The organism is Rubrivivax albus, assembly GCF_004016515.1.
GTDB lineage: Bacteria > Pseudomonadota > Gammaproteobacteria > Burkholderiales > Burkholderiaceae_C > Rubrivivax > Rubrivivax albus.
In genome coordinates this window covers 519938-537652 of sequence record NZ_SACT01000003.1, presented here as the reverse complement: position 1 = coordinate 537652, position 17715 = coordinate 519938, and the positions used below count along the sequence as shown (strand labels likewise).

At 71.4% G+C, this 17715-nt stretch carries 15 protein-coding genes; 6 read left to right on the top strand and 9 right to left on the bottom strand.

What is annotated here, in order from left to right:
• Positions 1–191: 191 nt before the first annotated feature.
• Genes ENE75_RS13100 through ENE75_RS13090 form a run of 3 tightly spaced genes read right to left on the bottom strand, consistent with a single transcriptional unit; the run spans position 192 to position 3260 of the window.
• Positions 192–1469 carry an ABC transporter substrate-binding protein gene (locus ENE75_RS13100; protein ID WP_128198741.1) on the bottom strand — a complete coding sequence of 426 codons (1278 nt, stop codon included), beginning with the start codon at positions 1467–1469 and terminating at the stop codon, positions 192–194.
• Between the two features lie 13 nt (positions 1470–1482).
• Complete coding sequence (locus ENE75_RS13095; RefSeq protein ID WP_128198740.1) at positions 1483–2481, bottom strand: ABC transporter ATP-binding protein; 999 nt, start codon at positions 2479–2481, stop codon at positions 1483–1485.
• Complete coding sequence (locus ENE75_RS13090) at positions 2478–3260, bottom strand: DeoR/GlpR family DNA-binding transcription regulator (protein ID WP_128198739.1); 783 nt, start codon at positions 3258–3260, stop codon at positions 2478–2480. The genes ENE75_RS13095 and ENE75_RS13090 overlap by 4 nt, the downstream gene beginning before the upstream one ends.
• Positions 3261–3403: 143 nt before the next feature.
• On the opposite strand from ENE75_RS13090, the gene ENE75_RS13085 reads away from it, so the two are divergent.
• Positions 3404–4213: a phosphodiesterase gene (locus ENE75_RS13085; RefSeq protein WP_233259049.1), complete on the top strand. Its 810-nt coding sequence runs from the start codon at positions 3404–3406 to the stop codon at positions 4211–4213.
• Between the two features lies 1 nt (position 4214).
• Here the strand turns inward: ENE75_RS13085 and ENE75_RS13080 are convergent, their stop codons facing one another.
• Positions 4215–5189, bottom strand: coding sequence for a Bug family tripartite tricarboxylate transporter substrate binding protein (locus ENE75_RS13080; protein WP_128198737.1), 975 nt, complete (start codon positions 5187–5189; stop codon positions 4215–4217).
• Positions 5190–5287: 98 nt separating this feature from the next.
• On the opposite strand from ENE75_RS13080, the gene ENE75_RS13075 reads away from it, so the two are divergent.
• Positions 5288–5926 (top strand): YiaD family glycine zipper/OmpA-like lipoprotein, encoded by a 639-nt coding sequence (locus tag ENE75_RS13075; protein WP_128198736.1) that lies wholly within the window; start codon positions 5288–5290, stop codon positions 5924–5926.
• A 22-nt stretch (positions 5927–5948) separates the two neighbouring features.
• Here the strand turns inward: ENE75_RS13075 and ENE75_RS13070 are convergent, their stop codons facing one another.
• Positions 5949–7223, bottom strand: coding sequence for a Glu/Leu/Phe/Val family dehydrogenase (locus ENE75_RS13070; RefSeq protein WP_128198735.1), 1275 nt, complete (start codon positions 7221–7223; stop codon positions 5949–5951).
• Between the two features lie 216 nt (positions 7224–7439).
• Between ENE75_RS13070 and proC the strand changes: the two genes are divergently transcribed.
• Positions 7440–8249 (top strand): pyrroline-5-carboxylate reductase, encoded by an 810-nt coding sequence (proC, locus tag ENE75_RS13065; protein ID WP_128198734.1) that lies wholly within the window; start codon positions 7440–7442, stop codon positions 8247–8249.
• 12 nt (positions 8250–8261) lie between these two features.
• Here the strand turns inward: proC and ubiA are convergent, their stop codons facing one another.
• Positions 8262–9179, bottom strand: a complete 918-nt coding sequence (gene ubiA / locus ENE75_RS13060; RefSeq protein ID WP_128198733.1) for a 4-hydroxybenzoate octaprenyltransferase — start codon at positions 9177–9179, stop codon at positions 8262–8264.
• Between the two features lie 127 nt (positions 9180–9306).
• On the opposite strand from ubiA, the gene ENE75_RS13055 reads away from it, so the two are divergent.
• Positions 9307–11262, top strand: a complete 1956-nt coding sequence (locus ENE75_RS13055; RefSeq protein WP_158288939.1) for an alpha/beta hydrolase family protein — start codon at positions 9307–9309, stop codon at positions 11260–11262.
• 139 nt (positions 11263–11401) lie between these two features.
• Positions 11402–12574: a pectin acetylesterase-family hydrolase gene (locus ENE75_RS13050; protein WP_158288938.1), complete on the top strand. Its 1173-nt coding sequence runs from the start codon at positions 11402–11404 to the stop codon at positions 12572–12574.
• A 31-nt stretch (positions 12575–12605) separates the two neighbouring features.
• On the opposite strand, the gene ENE75_RS13045 is transcribed toward ENE75_RS13050, so the two are convergent.
• A complete protein-coding gene (locus ENE75_RS13045) occupies positions 12606–12917 on the bottom strand; it encodes a DUF2853 family protein (RefSeq protein WP_128198730.1) in 312 nt (103 codons plus the stop codon).
• Positions 12918–13008: 91 nt separating this feature from the next.
• Complete coding sequence (locus ENE75_RS13040; RefSeq protein WP_128198729.1) at positions 13009–14622, bottom strand: peptide chain release factor 3; 1614 nt, start codon at positions 14620–14622, stop codon at positions 13009–13011.
• 95 nt (positions 14623–14717) lie between these two features.
• On the opposite strand from ENE75_RS13040, the gene ENE75_RS13035 reads away from it, so the two are divergent.
• A complete protein-coding gene (locus tag ENE75_RS13035) occupies positions 14718–16682 on the top strand; it encodes a PAS domain-containing hybrid sensor histidine kinase/response regulator (RefSeq protein ID WP_128198728.1) in 1965 nt (654 codons plus the stop codon).
• Between the two features lie 24 nt (positions 16683–16706).
• On the opposite strand, the gene ENE75_RS13030 is transcribed toward ENE75_RS13035, so the two are convergent.
• Positions 16707–17630, bottom strand: a complete 924-nt coding sequence (locus ENE75_RS13030) for a hydrogen peroxide-inducible genes activator (RefSeq protein WP_128198727.1) — start codon at positions 17628–17630, stop codon at positions 16707–16709.
• Positions 17631–17715: the final 85 nt, after the last annotated feature.

Genomic DNA, 17715 nt, shown 5'->3' with positions numbered 1-17715 from the left:
GTGAGCGAAGTGAGTTCGGCCGCGGGCCTCGGGACCGAGAAGCGCAGGGGAGTCGGAGCGCAGCGGAGACCGCTCGACCTAAGCGCCACAGGCCAACCCGCCGCCGCCTTGCCGCCTCGGCCGTCGAACGCGGTATCCAACGTCCGCTCCGGGTCGCAAACTGTCACTCGAACACCCCTTCGTTCCCGACGTCAGCGGTAGCTGCGCAGGATCCGGTCCGCCTCGCGCTGGGCGTCCTTCATCGCCTGCTCCGGCGTCTTGGTGCCGGTCAGTGCCGCCTGCAGGCCGTCGTTCAGCGCCTTGGTCACGCGCTGGTTCTCGTGCGTCGAAAGCTCCGCGGTGGCGTACTGCAGCTGGTCGCGGGCCACGGTGGGGGCGGCGAAGTCGGCCAGGTAGGCCTTCATCTCCGGCGTTTCCCAGGCCGCCGGGCTGACGGCGACGTAGCCGGTGGCGATCGCCCACTCCGCCGCACGCTTGGGCGAGGTGACCCACTGGATGAACTTCAGCGCCGCCTCGCGTTCGGCCGCGGTGGCCTTCTTGAAGACGTAGAAGTTGCCGCCGCCGGTGGGCGTCCCGCGCTGCTTGCCCGCGGGCAGCATGGCCACGCCGAAGTCGAAGCCGGCGTTCTTGCGGATGTTGGTCAGGTTGCCGGTGGTCGTCCAGATGATCGCGGCCTTGCGCTCGAAGAAGTCCTTCGGCGTCGTGCCCCACTCCACCACGCCCGGCGGGTGCACGCCGTGCTTGCGCGACAGGTCCACCCAGTACTGCAGCGCCTGCACCACCTCGGGCTTGTCGTAGTAGGTCTGGGTGCCTGCGTCGTTCATCAGCACGGCGCCGTTCTGCGTCGTGAAGCCCTGGAACAGCCAGTACGGGAAGCCCGACGAGGGCACCTGCACCCCCCAGGTGGTGACGTTGCCTGCGGCGTCCTTCTTCGTCAGCTTCTTCCCGTGGTCCACCAGCTCGGCCCAGTTCTGTGGCGGGCGCTCGGGGTCCAGCCCGGCGTCCTTGAACAGCTGCTTGTTCCAGTACATCACCACCGTGGAGCGCTGGAACGGGATGCCCCAGGTCTTGCCGCCGGTCTGGCTGTTCTTCATGAAGCCGGGGTAGAAGCCGCCCATCCAGGCCTTCTGCTCCGCCGTCTTCACCAGATCGTCGAAGGGCACGACCACGCCCTCGTCGATCAGCGTGTACATGTCGGTGGACAGGATCACCGCCATGTGCGGCGCGTCGCCGCCCTTGGCCGCGGTCAGCACCTTGGTGATGGTGTCCTGATAGCTGCCGGCGTAGACCGGCTTGATCTTGATGCCGGGGTTTTCCTTTTCGAAGTCGGCGGCCAGGCCGTCGATGATCTTGGTCACCGGGCCGCCGACGGCGACCGGGTAGTACAGGCTCAGTTCCTGCGCGGCGGCAGGCAGGGCGCAGGCGGCGGCCAGTGCGGCGGCGGCCAGGGTAGGGATCCAGCGGCTCATGGGTAGGCTCCTCTCAGCTCAGGCGAAGACCGGTGTCGCGGTCGAAGTGGTGCAGCGCATGCGCCGGCCAATCCAGGCCGACCTCGGCGCCGCGCGGCGGCAGGGGGTGGGCGGCGTCGGCCCCGGCCCGAACGACCAGGCGCGTGCCGGCCGCCTCGCAGACCAGCAGGCTCTCGGCGCCCAGGTACTCGATGGCGGCCACGCGCGCCGGCAGGCCCTGACCGGCGGGCAGCAGGCGCAGCTGTTCCGGCCGCACGCCGCGCAGCGTGCGGGCGTCGTCCGACGGGAAGAGGTTCATCGCCGGCGCGCCGATGAAGCCGGCCACGAAGGTCGAGGCCGGCCGCTCGTACAGGTCCTGCGGCGCGCCTTGCTGCTCGATGCGGCCGGCGCGCATCAGCACCACGCGGTCGGCCATCGTCATCGCCTCGGTCTGGTCGTGGGTGACGTAGATCATCGTGATGCCCAGGCGCTGCTGCAGCTCGCGGATCTCGCCGCGCATCTGCTGGCGCAGCTGGGCGTCCAGGTTGGACAGCGGCTCGTCCATCAGGCACACCGGCGCCTCGGCCACGATGGCCCGGCCCAGCGCCACGCGCTGGCGCTGGCCGCCCGAGAGCTGCGCCGGCTTGCGGCCCAGCAGCGCCTGCAGTCCCAGCAGCTCGGCGGCGCGGGCCAGCCGGCGCGCACGTTCAGCCTTGTCGACCCGGCGCACGGTGAGGCCGAAGACGATGTTCTCGCCCACCGTCAGGTGCGGGAACAGGGCGTAGTTCTGGAACACCATGGCCACACCGCGCTCGGCCGGCGGGGCGTGAGTGACGTCCTGGCCGGCGATCTGGATGCGGCCTTCGTCGGGCCGCTCCAGCGCGGCGATCAGGCGCAGCGTGGTGCTCTTGCCGCAGCCCGACGGCCCGAGCAGGGCCACGAACTGGCCCGGCTCGGCGACCAGGCTGACGCCATCCACCGCGGCGTGCTCGCCGAAGCGCTTGACGATGCCTTCCAGCGCGACGCGGCTCATCCGGCGGTCTCCTCGGCCAGGTGCAGGCGCGGACGCCCCCCGTCCAGCAGCGGGCGGAAGGCGGGGCCGGGCAGGGCGTCGATGAACAGGTGGTCGATGTCGGCCAGATGGGCCCCGCGCGCCAGCGCCGCGCGGCCGAACTTGCTGGCGTCGGCCACCAGCAGCGATTGCCGGCAGTTCTGCCGCATGGCCTCGCGGGCGGCCACCTCGGCCGGGTCGAAGTCGAGCAGGGCACCGTCCTCGTCGATGCCGCCGACGCCGAAGACGGCGTAGTCGGTCTTGAAGCCGGCGAAGCAGCGCACCGCCGCGTCGCCCACCACGTCCAGGTCGGCGGGGCGCAGGAAGCCGCCCGCCACGGCGATCTCCAGCCCCTCGGCGCCGGCGAGCGCGAACACCACGCGCAGGCTGTTGGTCACCACCCGCAGGCCGCGCCGCCCGCGCAGCGCCAGCGCCACCTGGTGCGGCGTGGTGCCCAGGCCGATGGCGACCGAGGCACCATCACCAATGTGAGCGGCCACTGCGGCTGCGATGCGCCGTTTGCCGTCCAGATGCTGCACCTGCCGGGTCTCCCAGGGCAGGTTGGTGCCAGCCGCTGGCAGGGTGACGCCGCCGTGCACGCGGCGCAGCAGCCCACGTTCGCTGAGCCGGTTGACACTGCGCCGCACGGTCTGCGGCGTGACGCCGAACTGCTGCGCCAGCGCACCGATGTCCACCAGCCCGTGGTCGCGCACGAGGTCGAGGATGCGGCGTTCGCGGGTGTCGGTGTCGGGCGGGGTCATGTTCGAATGAAAGGCATTAGCCTGTTCATACGAAAAGCATAGGCGGGTTCGATGACGCTGTGATGTCAGGTGAACCCGGGGGTGCCGGCCGACGGTGGCCGTGCGCCGGACGTACGATGCAACGTCACGGAGGCCCGCCACCCATGCTCGTCCAGCTGTCCGATCCGCACATCGTCGCCCCCGGCCGGCGCCTGCTCGACCGCGTGGACACGCCCTCCCTGCTCGCCCAGGCGGTGACATCGGTGGCCGCGCTACAGCCGCAGCCGGCGGCCGTGGTGCTCACCGGCGACCTGGTCGACCGTGGCACGGCCGAGGAGTACGACCACCTGCGATCGCTGCTGGCGCCGCTGCCCGGCCCGGTGTGGCTGATGCCCGGCAACCACGACGATGCGGCCGTGATGCGCGAGGTCTTCGCCGACCACGACGAACTGCAGCCGGTGGGCGGCGACCCGGCCCTGGCCGGCCACGTGCTGTGGGTGCGCCAGACCGCCGGGCTGCGGGTGGTGGCGCTGGACACCGTGGTGCCCCGTGCCTCGCACGGCCAGTTGTGCCCCGCGCGCCTGGGCTGGCTGGCGCGCACGCTGGCCGACGAACCCGACACGCCGACCGTGCTCGCGATGCACCACCCGCCGTTCACCACCGGCATCGGTCACATGGACGCCATCGGCCTGCGCGCAGGGGTGCCCGAACTGGCGGCGCTGCTGCAGCGCCACCCGCAGGTCGAACGGGTGATCTGCGGCCACCTGCACCGGCCCATCACGCGGCGCTTCGGCGGCACGCTGGCGATGACGGTGCCGTCCACCGCCCACCAGATCGTGCTCGACCTGGCGCCCGACGCGCCCCCTGCCTGGCGACTGGAGCCGCCAGGCTATGCCGTGCACGCCTGGCTGGACGGCGCGCTGGTCAGCCACGTGGTCGCGCTGGGCGACCATGGGCCGGTCGGGCTCTACTGACTCAGTTCAGCTTCACGCCAAGCTTCGTGATCACCGGGCCCCAGCGGGCCACGTCGTCGGCGATGAAGCGACGGAAGTCCTCGGCGCTGCCGCCGACGATGGTGAGGCCCTTGCTGGCCATGGCATCGCGCACCGCCGCGTCCTGCAGCAGGGCGTTGACGTCGGCGTTGATTCGCGCCACGGCGGCGTCGCTCATCGACGCCGGGCCCACCAACCCGTTCCAGGCCAGCGCCACCACCTTGGGGTAGCCCACCGCGCCCATGGCCGGCAGGTCCTGCAGGCCGGCGGGCTTGGTGTCGGCGCTCACGGCCAGCAGGCGCACCTTGCCGCTCTGCACGTGCGGCAGCAGGGCCGGCGCCACCATCCAGGTGGCGTGCACGTCGCCCTGGGCCACCGCCAGCGCCGCCGGCGGGCTGCCGTTATAGGGCACGTGCGTCGCCTTGATGCCGGCCTCGGCCAGGAACAGCTCCATCGTCATGTGGGCCGAGCTGCCCTGCCCCAGCGAGCTGAAGTTCATGCCGCCGGCCTGCGCCTGGGCCCAGGCCACGAACTCGGGCACGGTCTTCGCGGGCACCTTCTCGGCGTTGACCGCCAGCACGTTGGCCTGCGAGCTGGTCATCACGATCGGCCGCAGATCCTTGGCCGGGTCGTAGGGCGTCTTGCTGTACAGGAAGGGCGCATAGGCCAGCGGCCCGTTGAAGCCGATGGCGATGGTGTGGTTGTCGGTCGCCTTGGCCGCCAGGTCCACGCCCAGCATGCCACCGGCGCCCGGCTTGTTGTCCACCAGCACGGTCTGCCCCCAGCGCGCGGCGAGCTTGTCGCTCATCAGGCGCACGATCAGGTCCAGCGAGCTGCCGGCGCCGGTGGGCACGACGATCTTCACCGTCTGCGTGGGCCAGGTCTGGGCCTGGGCGGGGACCGCCGCCGCGCCGATCAGCGCGAGCGAGGTGGACAGGAGCAGGGCACGTCGTTGCATGGATTGACAAACGGCAACGTGCGCACAACGCGCACGGCCGGGATCGTAGCCGGGCGGTGCTACGCTGGGCCTCCGTTGCGACCCTGCAGGAGAACCCGATGCGACACGCCACCCTTCCCGTGCTCATCTCTGGCGCGCTGGCCCTGGCCGGCTGCCAGAACATGGACAAGCGCGAGCAGGACACGGCGCGCGGCGCCGCCATCGGTGCGGTGGCCGGTGCGGTGCTCTCCAGCGCCACCGGCGGCAAGGCCGGCACCGGTGCAGCTGCCGGCGCAGCCGTGGGCGCCATCGCCGGCAACCTCTGGTCCAAGCGCATGGAGGAGAAGCAGCGCGCGATGGAACGTGCCACCGCCGGCACGGGCATCGAGGTGGCGAAGACGGCGGACAACCAGCTCCGGGTCAACGTGCCCAGCGACCTGAGCTTCGCCACCGGCCGCGCCGACCTGAACCCCTCGCTGCGCCCGGTGCTCGACCAGTTCGCCCAGGGGCTGGACGCCACGGTGCTGGTGCGCGTCGTCGGCCACACCGACAGCACCGGCAGCGATGCGATCAACGACCCGCTGTCGCTGGCACGGGCGCGCACCGTGCGCGACTACCTCGAGGACCGCGGCGTGCCCGCCTCGCGCCTGATGATCGAGGGCCGCGGCTCGCGCCAACCGGTGGCCGACAACGCCACCGACGCCGGCCGCGCGAAGAACCGCCGGGTGGAGATCTTCCTGCGCGAGCCTGCCGCGTAGGTGCGCGCTGCCGCCGGCCGGCTCAGGGGTACAGCCCGCGTTCCTCGCGCGCCATCAGGATGCGTTCGCAGGCCACCGCGAAGGTGGCTGTGCGCAGGCTGATGCGGTGGTGGTCGGCCGTGTCCCAGATGTGCTTGAGCGCGCCGACCATGATCTTGTCCAGCCGCAGGTTGATCTCGTCCTCGGTCCAGAAGAACGAGCTGAAGTCCTGCACCCACTCGAAGTAGGACACGGTCACGCCGCCGGCGTTGCAGATCACGTCCGGCACCACGAGGATGCCGCGGTCGGCCAGCACGTCGTCGCCGGCGGTGGTGGTGGGGCCGTTGGCGCCTTCGAGCACCAGGCGCGCCTTCACCCGCCGGGCACGGTCGGCGCCGACCTGGCCTTCCAGCGCGGCGAGCACGAGGATGTCGCAGTCCACGTCCCAGAAGGCCTCGTCGTCGATCGTCTCCGCCTCGGCGAAGCCACCCACGCCGCCGCGTTGCTGCACGTGCGGCATCAGGTCGGCGAGTTCGAAGCCGTTCGGGTTGGCGATGGTGCCGGTGTGATCCTGGATGGCGACGATCTTCGCGCCGGCCTGGAAGAACAGTTCGGTCGCGGCCGAGCCCACGTTGCCGAAGCCCTGCACCGCCACCCGCGCGCCGTTCAGGTCCAGCCCGCCGCGCCGCGCCGCCTCGCGACCGGTGACGAACACGCCGCGGCCGGTGGCCTTCACACGCCCCAGGCTGCCGCCGAGGTGGATCGGCTTGCCGGTGACGACACCGGTGGCGGTGGCGCCGATGTTCACCGAGTAGGTGTCCATCATCCAGGCCATCACCTGCGCGTTGGTGTTGACGTCGGGCGCGGGGATGTCCTGCTGCGGGCCGATGATGATGCCGATCTCGCTGGTGTAGCGGCGCGTGAGCTTCTCCAGCTCGTTGCGCGAGAGCTTCGACGGGTCGACGCGGATGCCACCCTTGGCGCCGCCATAGGGCAGGTTCACGGCCGCGTTCTTGATGCTCATCCAGCCCGACAGCGCCATCACCTCCTCCAGCGTGACGTCCGGGTGGTAGCGCACGCCGCCCTTGCCCGGGCCGCGCGTGAGCGAGTGCTGCACGCGGTAGCCCTCGAAGTGGCCGATGGTGCCGTTGTCCATCTCGATCGGGATGTCGACGATCAGGCAGCGCTTGGGGCGGCGCACCGTTTCCACCCAGCGGCCCAGCGGGCCCAGGTAGGGCAGCACGCGGTCGATCTGGGCCTGGAAGGTGCCCCAAGGGCTGTCGGGGGTGGGGTGGACGAAGGACAGGGGTTCGTTCATGGACGGGGTTTCCGTGACAAGAGCGGGAGGTGGCCTCGTGAGCCGGTTCCGCGGGTGGCGGCACTGTAGTGGCGCCAGGCTGGCCCGGCGCAGCCGATCCATGCGACTTGCGCATGGACGCCGCTATGGGGTGGCGATGCTCGCCGTGCCGGCGGGCGCGGTCATCCGTCGTATGCTGCGGCACCCTCAGCGCGGGCCTGCACCGGCCCTGGCCCCATGGATGACCAGACGATTGCCTTCATCGGCGGCGGCAACATGGCCGGCGCCCTCATCGGCGGCCTGCTGCAACGCGGCCTGACGCCGGCGGACCTGGTCGTCGTCGAACCCTGGGCGCCGCAGCGCGACAGGCTCGCGGCGAAGTTCGGCCTGCAGGCCCTGGCCGAGGCCGGCCCGGCGCTGGCGCGCGCCGGCACCGTGGTCTGGGCGATCAAGCCGCAGAGCTTTGCCGAGGCCGCTGCCCCCTGCCGCGCCCATGTGGGCGGGGCGCTGCAGCTGTCGGTGATGGCCGGCATCCGCAGCGAGCGCATCGCCCAGGCCACCGGCAGCGATCGCGTCGTGCGCGCCATGCCCAACACGCCGGCGCTGATCGGCCAGGGCATTGCCGGGCTGTTTGCGCGCGACAGCGTGACGGCCGATGAACGCGCGCAGGTGGAGGCGCTGCTGGCGCCCACCGGCCGCACCTTGTGGGTCGCCCAGGAGGCTGACCTCGACGCGGTGACCGCACTGTCCGGCTCCGGGCCGGCCTACGTGTTCTACCTGCTGGAGGCGATGGAAGCGGCCGCTGCCCGGATGGGCCTGCCGCCGGCACAGGGCCGCGCGCTGGCCCAGGCCACGGTGGCCGGCGCTGCAGCGCTGGCCGGGCAGTCGGCCGAGCCGCCGGCCACGCTGCGCGCACAGGTCACGTCCAAGGGCGGGACCACGCATGCGGCGGTCTCGGCCCTGGACGCGGCCGGTGTCGGCCCGGCCATCGTGACGGCCATCCTGGCGGCGCAGCAGCGGGCGAAGGAACTGGGCGACGCGTTCTGAGCCGCGTGCCGCTCAGTGCAGCGCGAGGTCCAGCGCGACGCCGGCGAACACCGCCGCGCCCACCCAGTGGTTGTGCCGGAAGGCGGTGAAGCAGCCCTCGCGGGTGCGGTCCCGGATCAGGGCCCAGTGCCACAGCGCCTGCAGCGCAGCCAGCGCTATGCCGGCGGTGAACCAGGCGCCCAGGCCCAGGCTGCGGCCGATCCACCACCAGCTCAGCAGGTAGGCGGCGTAGAAGCCCATCACCGCCGCCACGTCCCAGCGGCCCAGCGTGATGGCGGAGGTCTTCATGCCGATCCTCAGGTCGTCGTCGCGGTCGACCATCGCGTACTCGGTGTCGTAGGCCAGCACCCAGAACAGGTTGCCCATCAGCAGCGCCCAGGCCTGCGTCGGCACGGCGTCGGCCACGGCCCGCAGTGACCATTGCGACGCACCCAGCACCGCCGAGAAGGCCATCGGGATGCCGAAGCTGAAGGCGATGCCCAGCACCGCCTGCGGCATCGACACCAGCCGCTTGGCGTAGGGGTAGACCAGGGTCACGGCCAGGGCAGCGACGCTCAGCAGGATGGTCGGTGGGTTGGTCGTCAGCACCAGGCCGAAGGCCAGCAGCGCCAGCACCGCCCCCACGGCCAGCGCCTCGCGCGGTGTGACGGCGCCGCGCGTGACCGGCCGCTGCGCGGTGCGCTTGACGTGGCGGTCGAAGTCGCGGTCGGCCACGTCGTTGACGCAGCAGCCGGCGCTGCGCATCAGCACCGTGCCGAGCACGAACACCGCCAGCAGGTGCCAGCCGGGAAAGCCGTCGGCCGCGATCCAGAGGGCCGACAGCCCGGGCCACAGCAGCAGCAGCCAGCCGGCCGGCCGGTTCCAGCGGATCAGGTCCAGGTAGAGCGCCGCGCGCGACGGCATGGGCGGGGGCGAAGCCACCGAGGTCATGGCGCCGATTATCCGGGGCTAGCCCGAGGTCGGCGCCGCCGGGCCAGCCTTTAGGATTGCGGCCAGATCAAGACTTCAGGCACGGCAAGGGATGACGAGGACCACGATGGCAGGGAGGCTGCGCCGCATGGCCGCCGCCCTTTTCGGCGCGATGACCTGGGCAGCGGCGGCCGCGCCTCCCACGGCCGCCGACTATGCGCGCTGGCCCGAGGTCCGCTCGCTGGTCGTCTCGCCCGACAACACGCATGCGGCGATGCTGGTGCAGTCCAAGGAGGGCCGTGCCGCGCTGGCCACCGTGGACCTCACGAAGCAGGCGGCGCCGAAGATCATCGCCGCCTACAGCGACGTCGACGTGGTGCGCGTGCACTGGATCAACAACAAGCGCCTGGTCTACGTCGCCCATGAGCCGGGGCCGCGCATCTTCAGCGACAAGTGGGGCACGTTCGCCATCGACCACGACGGCGAAGACGGCCGCATGATCATCACCGGCCGCTCCGACACCGACGCGGAGACCGGCAGCAGCATCAAGTACCGCCTGCTCACGCGGGTCTGGCGCCTGCTGCGCCCGGTGCGCGACGGCAGCGACGACATCTATGCCGTGCGCTACTCGGAGACCGTCAACCGCGGCTACGTGCCCGTGGCGGTGTCGCGCCTGGACACGCGCACCGGCCGCGCCCGCACGGTCAGTGACGGCCAGCCCGACAACGCCGACAGCTGGCTCTTCGACGCCAGCGGCCGGCTGGCCGTGGTGACCACCGACGAGCGGCCGCGCCGCCGCCTGTGGTGGCAGCCGGCCGCCGGCGAGCCCTGGAAGGTCGTTCGAGAGTGGGAGAGCTATGGCGAGGGCGGCCTGTGGCCCGAGGTCCTGGAGCGTGACGGGACGCTGATCGTCTCCGCACGTGCCGAGCGCGACACCACCGCCATCTATACCTTCGACCTGCGCAAGGGCGTGCTGGACAAGGAGCCGCTGGTCGGCGTCAACGGCTACGACGTGGACGACGTGCGCTTCGACCACAAGGCACAGCAGGCCGTCGGCGTCGCGTTCGACGCCGAGCGGCGCACGACGGTGTGGTTCGACGAGGGCCTGGCCAAGGCCCAGGCCACGGTGGACAAGGCGCTGCCCCCGGGCCGCAGCAACACGCTGCTGTGCGGCGACTGCGTCGGCGCGACGCGCTACGTGGTGCATTCCACCAGTGACCGCCAGCCCGGGGAGTACCACGTCTACGACGTCGCCGCGCGCAGTCTGCGGGTGCTGGCGGTCAGCCGGCCGTGGATCGACGAGACCACCCAGGGCCGGCGCAGCTACCACCGCGTGCCGGCGCGCGACGGGTTGCCACTGCCGGTGGTCGTCACCCACCCGGCGTCGGTGCCGGCGGGCCAGGCGGCGCCGACGGTGCTGCTGGTGCATGGGGGGCCGTGGGCGCCCGGCGCGGGCCTGGACTGGGAGCCGGAGCCGCAGTTCCTGGCCGGCCTGGGCTACCGGGTGCTGCAGGTGAGCTTCCGCGGCACCACCGGCCTGGGCTGGAAGCACTTCCGCGCCAGCTGGGGCGAGTACGGGCTGAGCATGCAGGACGACCTGGAGGACGCGCTGCTCTGGGCTGTCAAGCAGGGCCTGACCGACCCCGGGCGCGTCTGCATCTACGGCGCCAGCTATGGCGGCTACGCGGCGCTCATGGGCCCGGTGCGTCACCCCGAGCGGTACCGCTGCGCGGTCTCGCATGTCGGCGTCACCGACCTGTCGCTGCTGTTCAGCTGGAACTGGTCCGACATCCCGGCTGCGGCGCGTGGCCACGACCTGAAGCTGCTCATCGGGGACCCCGAGCGGGACGCCGACAAGCTCAAGCGGCAATCTCCGGTGACGCGCGTCTCGGAGATCAAGGTGCCGGTGCTCGTGGCCTCGGGCCGGCTCGACGAGCGGGTCACGCCAGAGCATGCCAACCGCTTCGTCAGCGCCGCACGGCAGGCCGGTGTCGAGGTCGAGCGCATCGACTACGACGAAGGCCATGGATTTTCCCGGCCCGAGTCCGAAACCGACTTCTGGAACCGGCTGGCCGCCTTTCTGGGTCGGCACCTGAAGCCTTGAGCCCACCGGGCCGCCCCAAGGGCGAAATCCGGAGGGTGCAGCGCCAAGGTCCGCCGGTGTGCGCGGTGCGCCCCGCAACGAGGGGTGCGCCGCCGGCCCGGTCCGGCTTAGCATGCGGCGGGCCTTCGAGGAGACGACGATGAGACATCCGATCTGGTTTTGCCTGGCCGCGGCCACGGCGCTGGCGGCCCCGGCATGGGGTGCCAGTGCGGGCGCCTGGCAGACCATCGCCAACCCGCCGCCGGTGGTCGGTGCCGATGGCCGGCAACACACCGCCACCTGCAGCGGCTACCCTGGCACCGACCCGTCCTACCGCTTCTGGGTGCGCCCGGGCGACCCGAAGAAGCTGGCCGTGGTCTTCGACGGTGGCGGCGCCTGCTGGGACAACCTGACCTGCAGCAACCCCTTCGGCGGCGACGGGGTGCTCACCTTCTACTCGCCTGACGTGCCGGCGGGTGTCGACCCGTCCCGCTACGGTGGTCTGCTGGACTTCGCGAACCCGGCCAACCCGGTGGGCGACTGGACGGTGGTGGCCATCCCCTACTGCACGGGTGACGTGCACCTGGGGTCGACGGACCGCGCCTACCGCATGGTCGGCCATCGCGACCTGCCGCGCCGGTTCACGATCCACCACCGCGGCTACGACAACTTCATGGTCGTGCTGGACTGGATCACGAAGAACGTGCCGCAGGGCGTGACCGACCTGCTGGTCACCGGCGCCAGCGCCGGCGGCTATGGCGCGGCCGGCCTGTTCCCCTGGGTGGCCCAGGCCTACCCGCAGGCGCGCCTGTCGGTGCTGGCCGACGCCAGCCAGGGTGTGAGCACGGCCGCCTTCGACGCGGCCACGCCGGGGCGCGGGTCCTGGAACCCGCAGCTCGCGCCGTGGGCCTTCGGCGACGACGCGCTGGCGGTGCGTTCGTACGAGCTGGTGCAGCGCGGTGCGCTGGCGTACCCTGAAGGCCGCTTCGCCCAGTACACGACAACGGCCGACAGCGTGCAGATCGGCTTCTACGGCGTGATGCGGCTGCGCTACGGGCCGAGCGACGACCCGGCCTGCCGCACCGCCAGCAAGGACTGGAACCGCCAGATGCTGGCGCACCTGGCGGAAGACACCGCCGCACTGCCGAACTTCCGCAGCTACGTGGCGCCGGGCAGCAGCCACACCATCATCGCCGACAACGCGTTCTATGCGCCGATGGGCACGCAGTCCAGCGTGGCGGCGTGGCTCGGCGGCATGCTGGACCACGACGGCGGCAGCACCTGGGATGCCGTCGCCTGCCCGGACTGCCTGCTGCCGCCGGTATGCCGCTGATGGGGCCGGGGCCGGGCCCCGGCCGCCGGGTTCAGCCCAGCTTGCCCAGCGTGCCCGTGGCCTCGGCCAGCAGGTAGTACACGGTCACGCGGCTCTTGCGGTTGTTGCCCTTCATCTTGGCGGCCACCGTCTTCAGGCCGGCTTCTGCGGCGGCCTGATCTAGCCCCAGCTTCTTGGCGGCGAACCCCTTGCACACGGTGGCCACCTCGTCCTTGTCGGACAGGGCCACGATGGCGGAGTCGGCACTCTTCAGTGCGATGCCGCAGTACTTGACGATGGCCTTGACGACGGCCTCGTTGGGGTTGGGGCTGTACTTGGCGATGTCGGCGGTGTAGTCGCTCACGGATCCTCCTGGTAGACGCCGGGGTTGGCGGAAAGACCGGGGCAGTGTTCACGCCGGCCCGCCGGAACGCTATCAGGGGAAGCCTGATTAGTCACCCGTCCAACTGCTTCTGGAATACCAGCCCCGCGTGCTCGCGCAGCGCGTGGAACTGGATCTTCGGCCAGTTGTCCTGCATCGCACGCAGCTCGCCGGCGTACTCCAGCAGCACGCAGGGCGCGTCCACGGCGTCCATGGCCACGCGGTGGGCGTTGCCGTCGATGAAGCGCTGCAGCTCTTTCGCATCGTCACACGTCACCCAGCGCGCCACGTTGTAGCGTGCCGACGTGATGCGCGCCTTGCAGCCGTACTCGTGCTCCAGCCGGTGCGCCACCACCTCGAACTGCAGCTGGCCCACGGCGCCGAGCAGCAGCACGCTGCCGGCCACCGGGCGGAAGACCTGGATCGCACCCTCCTCGCCCAGCTGCGTCAGGCCGGCGCGCAGCTGCTTGGTCTTCAGCGGGTCGGCCACCTCCACGCTGCGGAACATCTCCGGCGCGAAGAACGGCAGCCCGGTGAACTGCAGCGGCTCGCCCTCGGTCAGCGTGTCGCCGAGCTGCAGCACGCCGTGGTTGGGCAGACCGATGATGTCGCCGGCATAGGCTTCCTCCAGCAGTTCGCGCCGCTGGCTGAGGAAGGTGACCACGGTGTTGGGCCGCATCTCCTTGCCGCTGCGCGTGACCTTCAGCCGCATGCCGCGCGTGAAGTGGCCGCTGGCCACGCGCACGAAGGCGATGCGGTCACGGTGCGCCGGGTCCATGTTGGCCTGGATCTTGAAGACCACGCCGCTGAACTTGGGCTCGGTGGCGCCCACCGTGCGTTGGATCGCGGGCTTGTCGCCCGGCGGCGGCGCCAGGTCCACCAGCGCGTCCAGCACCTCCTTGACGCCGAAGTTGTTGATCGCCGAGCCGAAGAACATCGGCGTCTGGCGGCCGGCCAGGAACGCGGCCTCGTCGAAGGCGGGGGCCGCCTCCTGCACCAGCTCGATCTCGCCGGCGGCCTGCTCGTAGGCGGCGCCGAAGCGCTGCGCCAGCAGCGGGTTGGCCAGGCCGTCGATGATCTCGTCGTCGTCGTGGCGCTTGTCCTCGCCGGGCGAGAACACGCGCATCTGCGCCTTGCGCAGGTCGAGCACGCCGCCGAAGAACTTGGCCATGCCCACCGGCCAGGTGAAGGGCACCACGCCCATGCCCAGCTCGCGCTCGATCTCGTCCATCAGCGCCAGCGGCTCCTGCACCTCGCGGTCCATCTTGTTGACGAAGGTGAGGATGGGTGTGTTGCGCGCCCGGCAGACCTGCAGCAGCCGCCGCGTCTGCGGCTCCACGCCGTTGGCCGCGTCGATGACCATCAGCGCCGCGTCCACCGCGGTCAGCACGCGGTAGGTGTCCTCGCTGAAGTCCTGGTGGCCGGGGGTGTCCAGCAGGTTGATCACGCAGTCGCGGTACTCCATCTGCATGACCGAGCTGGCCACCGAGATGCCGCGCTGCTTCTCGATCTCCATCCAGTCGGACGTGGCGTGCCGCGACGCCTTGCGCGCCTTCACGCTGCCGGCGATCTGGATCGCGCCGGAGAACAGCAGCAGCTTCTCGGTCAGCGTGGTCTTGCCCGCGTCGGGGTGGGAGATGATGGCGAAGGTGCGGCGGCGGCGCACCTGGTCTTGGATGGCGGACATGCGGGAACCCGGGTGAAGCCGGCGATTATCCCGGGCGACAGGACCGGCGCGCGCCGAAGTGCGCCGATGCCTGGCCGGGTTATGCTGGCCCGACGATGGACCACCCCGCCGACCGCCGACTGCAGCGCCTGGCCGCCCTGATGCCCGGGGTGCTGTTCCAGTTCCAGCGCTGGCCCGACGGCCGCACCGCGATGCCGTTCGCCACCGACGGCCTGCGGGCGATGTACGACGTGGCGCCGGCCGAGGTCGTCGACGACGCCCGCGCGCTGTTCGAGCGCGTGCACCCGGACGACCGGGAGCGTTTCGTGCAGAGCTATGAGGCGTCGACCTCGACACTCACGCCCTGGGAGTTCGAGTACCGGGTGGTACGCGCCGACGGCCGGGTGGAGTGGCACCACGGCCGCGCCACGCCGGAACGGCAGCCGGACGGCAGCACGGTCTGGCACGGTCACATCGCCCCGATCGACGAACGCAAGCAGGTCGAAACGGCCCTGCAGCGCAGCGAGCACGCGTTCCGCCAGTTCTTCGAGGCCGGCCTCGTGGGCATGACCATCGCCGAGCCCGATCTGCGCTGGCTCGGCGTCAACGCGCGCATGGCCGAGATGTTGGGCTACACGCCCGAGGAACTGCGCCGCCTCAGCTGGGGCGACTTCACCCACCCCGATGACCTGCCGGGCGACGAGGCCAACTACGCGCGCATGGCGGCCGGCGAGATCGACGGCTACGTGATGGACAAGCGCTACCGGCGCAAGGACGGCAGCCTGCTGGAATGCCGCCTGGCCGTGCGCTGCGAACGCGCCGAAGACGGCACGCTGGCCCGCGTCTTCGCCATGGTCGAGGACATCTCCGACTGGCGGCGTGCCGAGCGCGAGCTGCAGGCGCAGCGCGACGCGCTGGAGCAGCAGGTGGCCGCGCGCACCCGCGACCTGGAGAAGGCACGCGATGCCGCCGAGCAGGCCAGCCGCGCGAAGTCCGAGTTCCTCTCCAGCATGAGCCACGAGCTGCGCACGCCGCTCAACGCCATCCTCGGCTTCGGCCAGCTGCTGGAGATGGACCGCGACCTCGGCGCGCGGTCGCGCGGCCACCTGCGCGAGGTCATGCGCGCCGGGCGCCACCTGCTGCGGTTGATCAACGAGGTGCTGGACCTGGCCCAGGTGGAGTCCGGCCGCCTGGTGCTGTCGCCCGAGGCGCTGGCCCTGGCCGAGCTGGTCGACGAGGTGGCGGCGCTGACCGAACCGCTGGCCGCGCCGCGCCAGGTGCGGCTGCACACCGCCGTGCCGCTGGCCTTGGCCGTGCGTGCCGACCGGCTGCGCCTGAAGCAGGTGCTGGTGAACCTGCTGGGCAACGCTGTCAAGTACAACCGCGAAGGCGGCGACGTGCGCATCTCGGCGCGGCCGATGACGCCCGACCGCCTGCGTCTGGTGGTGGAGGACGACGGTGCCGGCATCCCGGCCAGCCGGCGCAGCCAGCTGTTCCAGCCGTTCAGCCGCCTGGGGGCGGAGCTGGGCAGCGTCGAGGGCACCGGCATCGGCCTCGCGCTCAGCCGCCGCCTGGTCGAGCTGATGGGCGGCCGCATCGGTGTCGACGACGCACCCGGCGGGGGTGCGGCCTTCTGGGTCGAGCTGCCGTCGGCCACCCTCGCCCCCGCACCGCCCCCGGTGACCGAACCCGCGCCGGCCGAACCCGGCCTGGCCCCGGCGCGCGTGCTCTACATCGAGGACAACCCGGCCAACCTGGCGCTGGTGGAGCAGATCGTGGCGCGCCACCCGGGCCTGCAGCTCACCAGCGCCGCCGACGGGCCGGCGGGCCTGGTCGCCGCGCGTGCCCAGCGGCCGGCGCTGATCCTGCTGGACATCCACCTGCCGGGCATGGACGGCTACGAGGTGCTGGCCCGCCTGCGCGCCGACCCGCTGACCCGCGAGGTGCCGGTGGTGGCGCTGACGGCCCAGGCCATGCCCAGCGACGCGCGGCGGGCCATCGAGGCCGGTTTTGCCGAGTACCTGTCCAAGCCGATCGACCTGTCGGTGTTCGACACCATGCTGCGCCGATTCCTCGGCTGAACCTGCCGGACTGCGGCGGCTGGCTCAAGCCGTGAGCCGGGTCACCCCCGGCAGCGGGCACGCGTAGATGGCATTGCGCAGCGCCGCGATGGCCTCGTAGCGCGTGAAGCTGCGCCGCCACGCCAGCACCACGCGGCGCGTGGGTACGGGGTCGGCAAAAGGCACGAAGGCCAGGTGGGGCTGCTCCTCCGCCGGCACCGAGAGCTGCGGCATCACCGTGATGCCCATGCCGGAGCTGACCATGTACTTGATGGTCTCCAGCGACGAGCCCTCGAAGCTCTTCCGGATGCCCTCGGCGTCGCTGGAGAATCGCGCGTACTCCGGGCAGACCTCGAGCACGTGGTCGCGGAAGCAGTGGCCGGTGCCCAACAGCAGCATGGTCTCGCGCTTGAGCTCCTCGGCCGGGATCGCGCTGCGCGTGGCCAGCGGGTGCGACCTGGGCACGGCGATCATGAAGGGCTCGTCGTACAGCGGCGCGACGGCCAGCCCGGTGTCCGGGAACGGCTCGGCCATGATGGCGGCGTCGAGCTCGCCGGTGCGCAGCATGTCCAGCAGCTTGGCGGTGAAGTTCTCCTGCAGCACCAGCGGCATCTGCGGCGTCTTCTCGATCGCCTGCTTCACGAGATCGGGCAGCAGGTAGGGGCCGATGGTGTAGATGACGCCCAGACGCAACGGACCGGACAGTGGATCCTTGCCGCGCTTGGCGATCTCCTTGATGCCTTGGGCCTGTTCGATGACCTGCTGCGCCTGGCGCACGATCTCCTCGCCGATCGGCGTCACCGAGACCTCGCTGCCGCCGCGCTCGAAGATCTTGCAGTCGAGCTCCTCCTCCAGCTTCTTGATCGCCACTGAGAGCGTCGGCTGGGACACGAAGCAGGCCTCGGCGGCACGGCCGAAGTGGCGCTCGCGTGCAACCGCCACGATGTAACGCAGCTCGGTCAGGGTCATGGCGGGATTGTGGCCAAAATCGACCCCGATCAGGGAGGCGCGGCGATGAAGGTGCTGGGGCACGCTCGGTGGGCGGGACCACGCA

What these genes read in the sequence shown, in the direction of transcription:
- ENE75_RS13100 (WP_128198741.1), bottom strand. Translation starts at nt 1,469, where the DNA reads ATGAGCCGCTGGATCCCTACCCTGGCCGCCGCCGCACTGGCCGCCGCC.
- ENE75_RS13095 (WP_128198740.1), bottom strand. Translation starts at nt 2,481, where the DNA reads ATGAGCCGCGTCGCGCTGGAAGGCATCGTCAAGCGCTTCGGCGAGCAC.
- ENE75_RS13090 (WP_128198739.1), bottom strand. Translation starts at nt 3,260, where the DNA reads ATGACCCCGCCCGACACCGACACCCGCGAACGCCGCATCCTCGACCTC.
- ENE75_RS13085 (WP_233259049.1), top strand. Translation starts at nt 3,404, where the DNA reads ATGCTCGTCCAGCTGTCCGATCCGCACATCGTCGCCCCCGGCCGGCGC.
- ENE75_RS13080 (WP_128198737.1), bottom strand. Translation starts at nt 5,189, where the DNA reads ATGCAACGACGTGCCCTGCTCCTGTCCACCTCGCTCGCGCTGATCGGC.
- ENE75_RS13075 (WP_128198736.1), top strand. Translation starts at nt 5,288, where the DNA reads ATGCGACACGCCACCCTTCCCGTGCTCATCTCTGGCGCGCTGGCCCTG.
- ENE75_RS13070 (WP_128198735.1), bottom strand. Translation starts at nt 7,223, where the DNA reads ATGAACGAACCCCTGTCCTTCGTCCACCCCACCCCCGACAGCCCTTGG.
- proC (WP_128198734.1), top strand. Translation starts at nt 7,440, where the DNA reads ATGGATGACCAGACGATTGCCTTCATCGGCGGCGGCAACATGGCCGGC.
- ubiA (WP_128198733.1), bottom strand. Translation starts at nt 9,179, where the DNA reads ATGACCTCGGTGGCTTCGCCCCCGCCCATGCCGTCGCGCGCGGCGCTC.
- ENE75_RS13055 (WP_158288939.1), top strand. Translation starts at nt 9,307, where the DNA reads ATGGCCGCCGCCCTTTTCGGCGCGATGACCTGGGCAGCGGCGGCCGCG.
- ENE75_RS13050 (WP_158288938.1), top strand. Translation starts at nt 11,402, where the DNA reads ATGAGACATCCGATCTGGTTTTGCCTGGCCGCGGCCACGGCGCTGGCG.
- ENE75_RS13040 (WP_128198729.1), bottom strand. Translation starts at nt 14,622, where the DNA reads ATGTCCGCCATCCAAGACCAGGTGCGCCGCCGCCGCACCTTCGCCATC.
- ENE75_RS13035 (WP_128198728.1), top strand. Translation starts at nt 14,718, where the DNA reads ATGGACCACCCCGCCGACCGCCGACTGCAGCGCCTGGCCGCCCTGATG.
- ENE75_RS13030 (WP_128198727.1), bottom strand. Translation starts at nt 17,630, where the DNA reads ATGACCCTGACCGAGCTGCGTTACATCGTGGCGGTTGCACGCGAGCGC.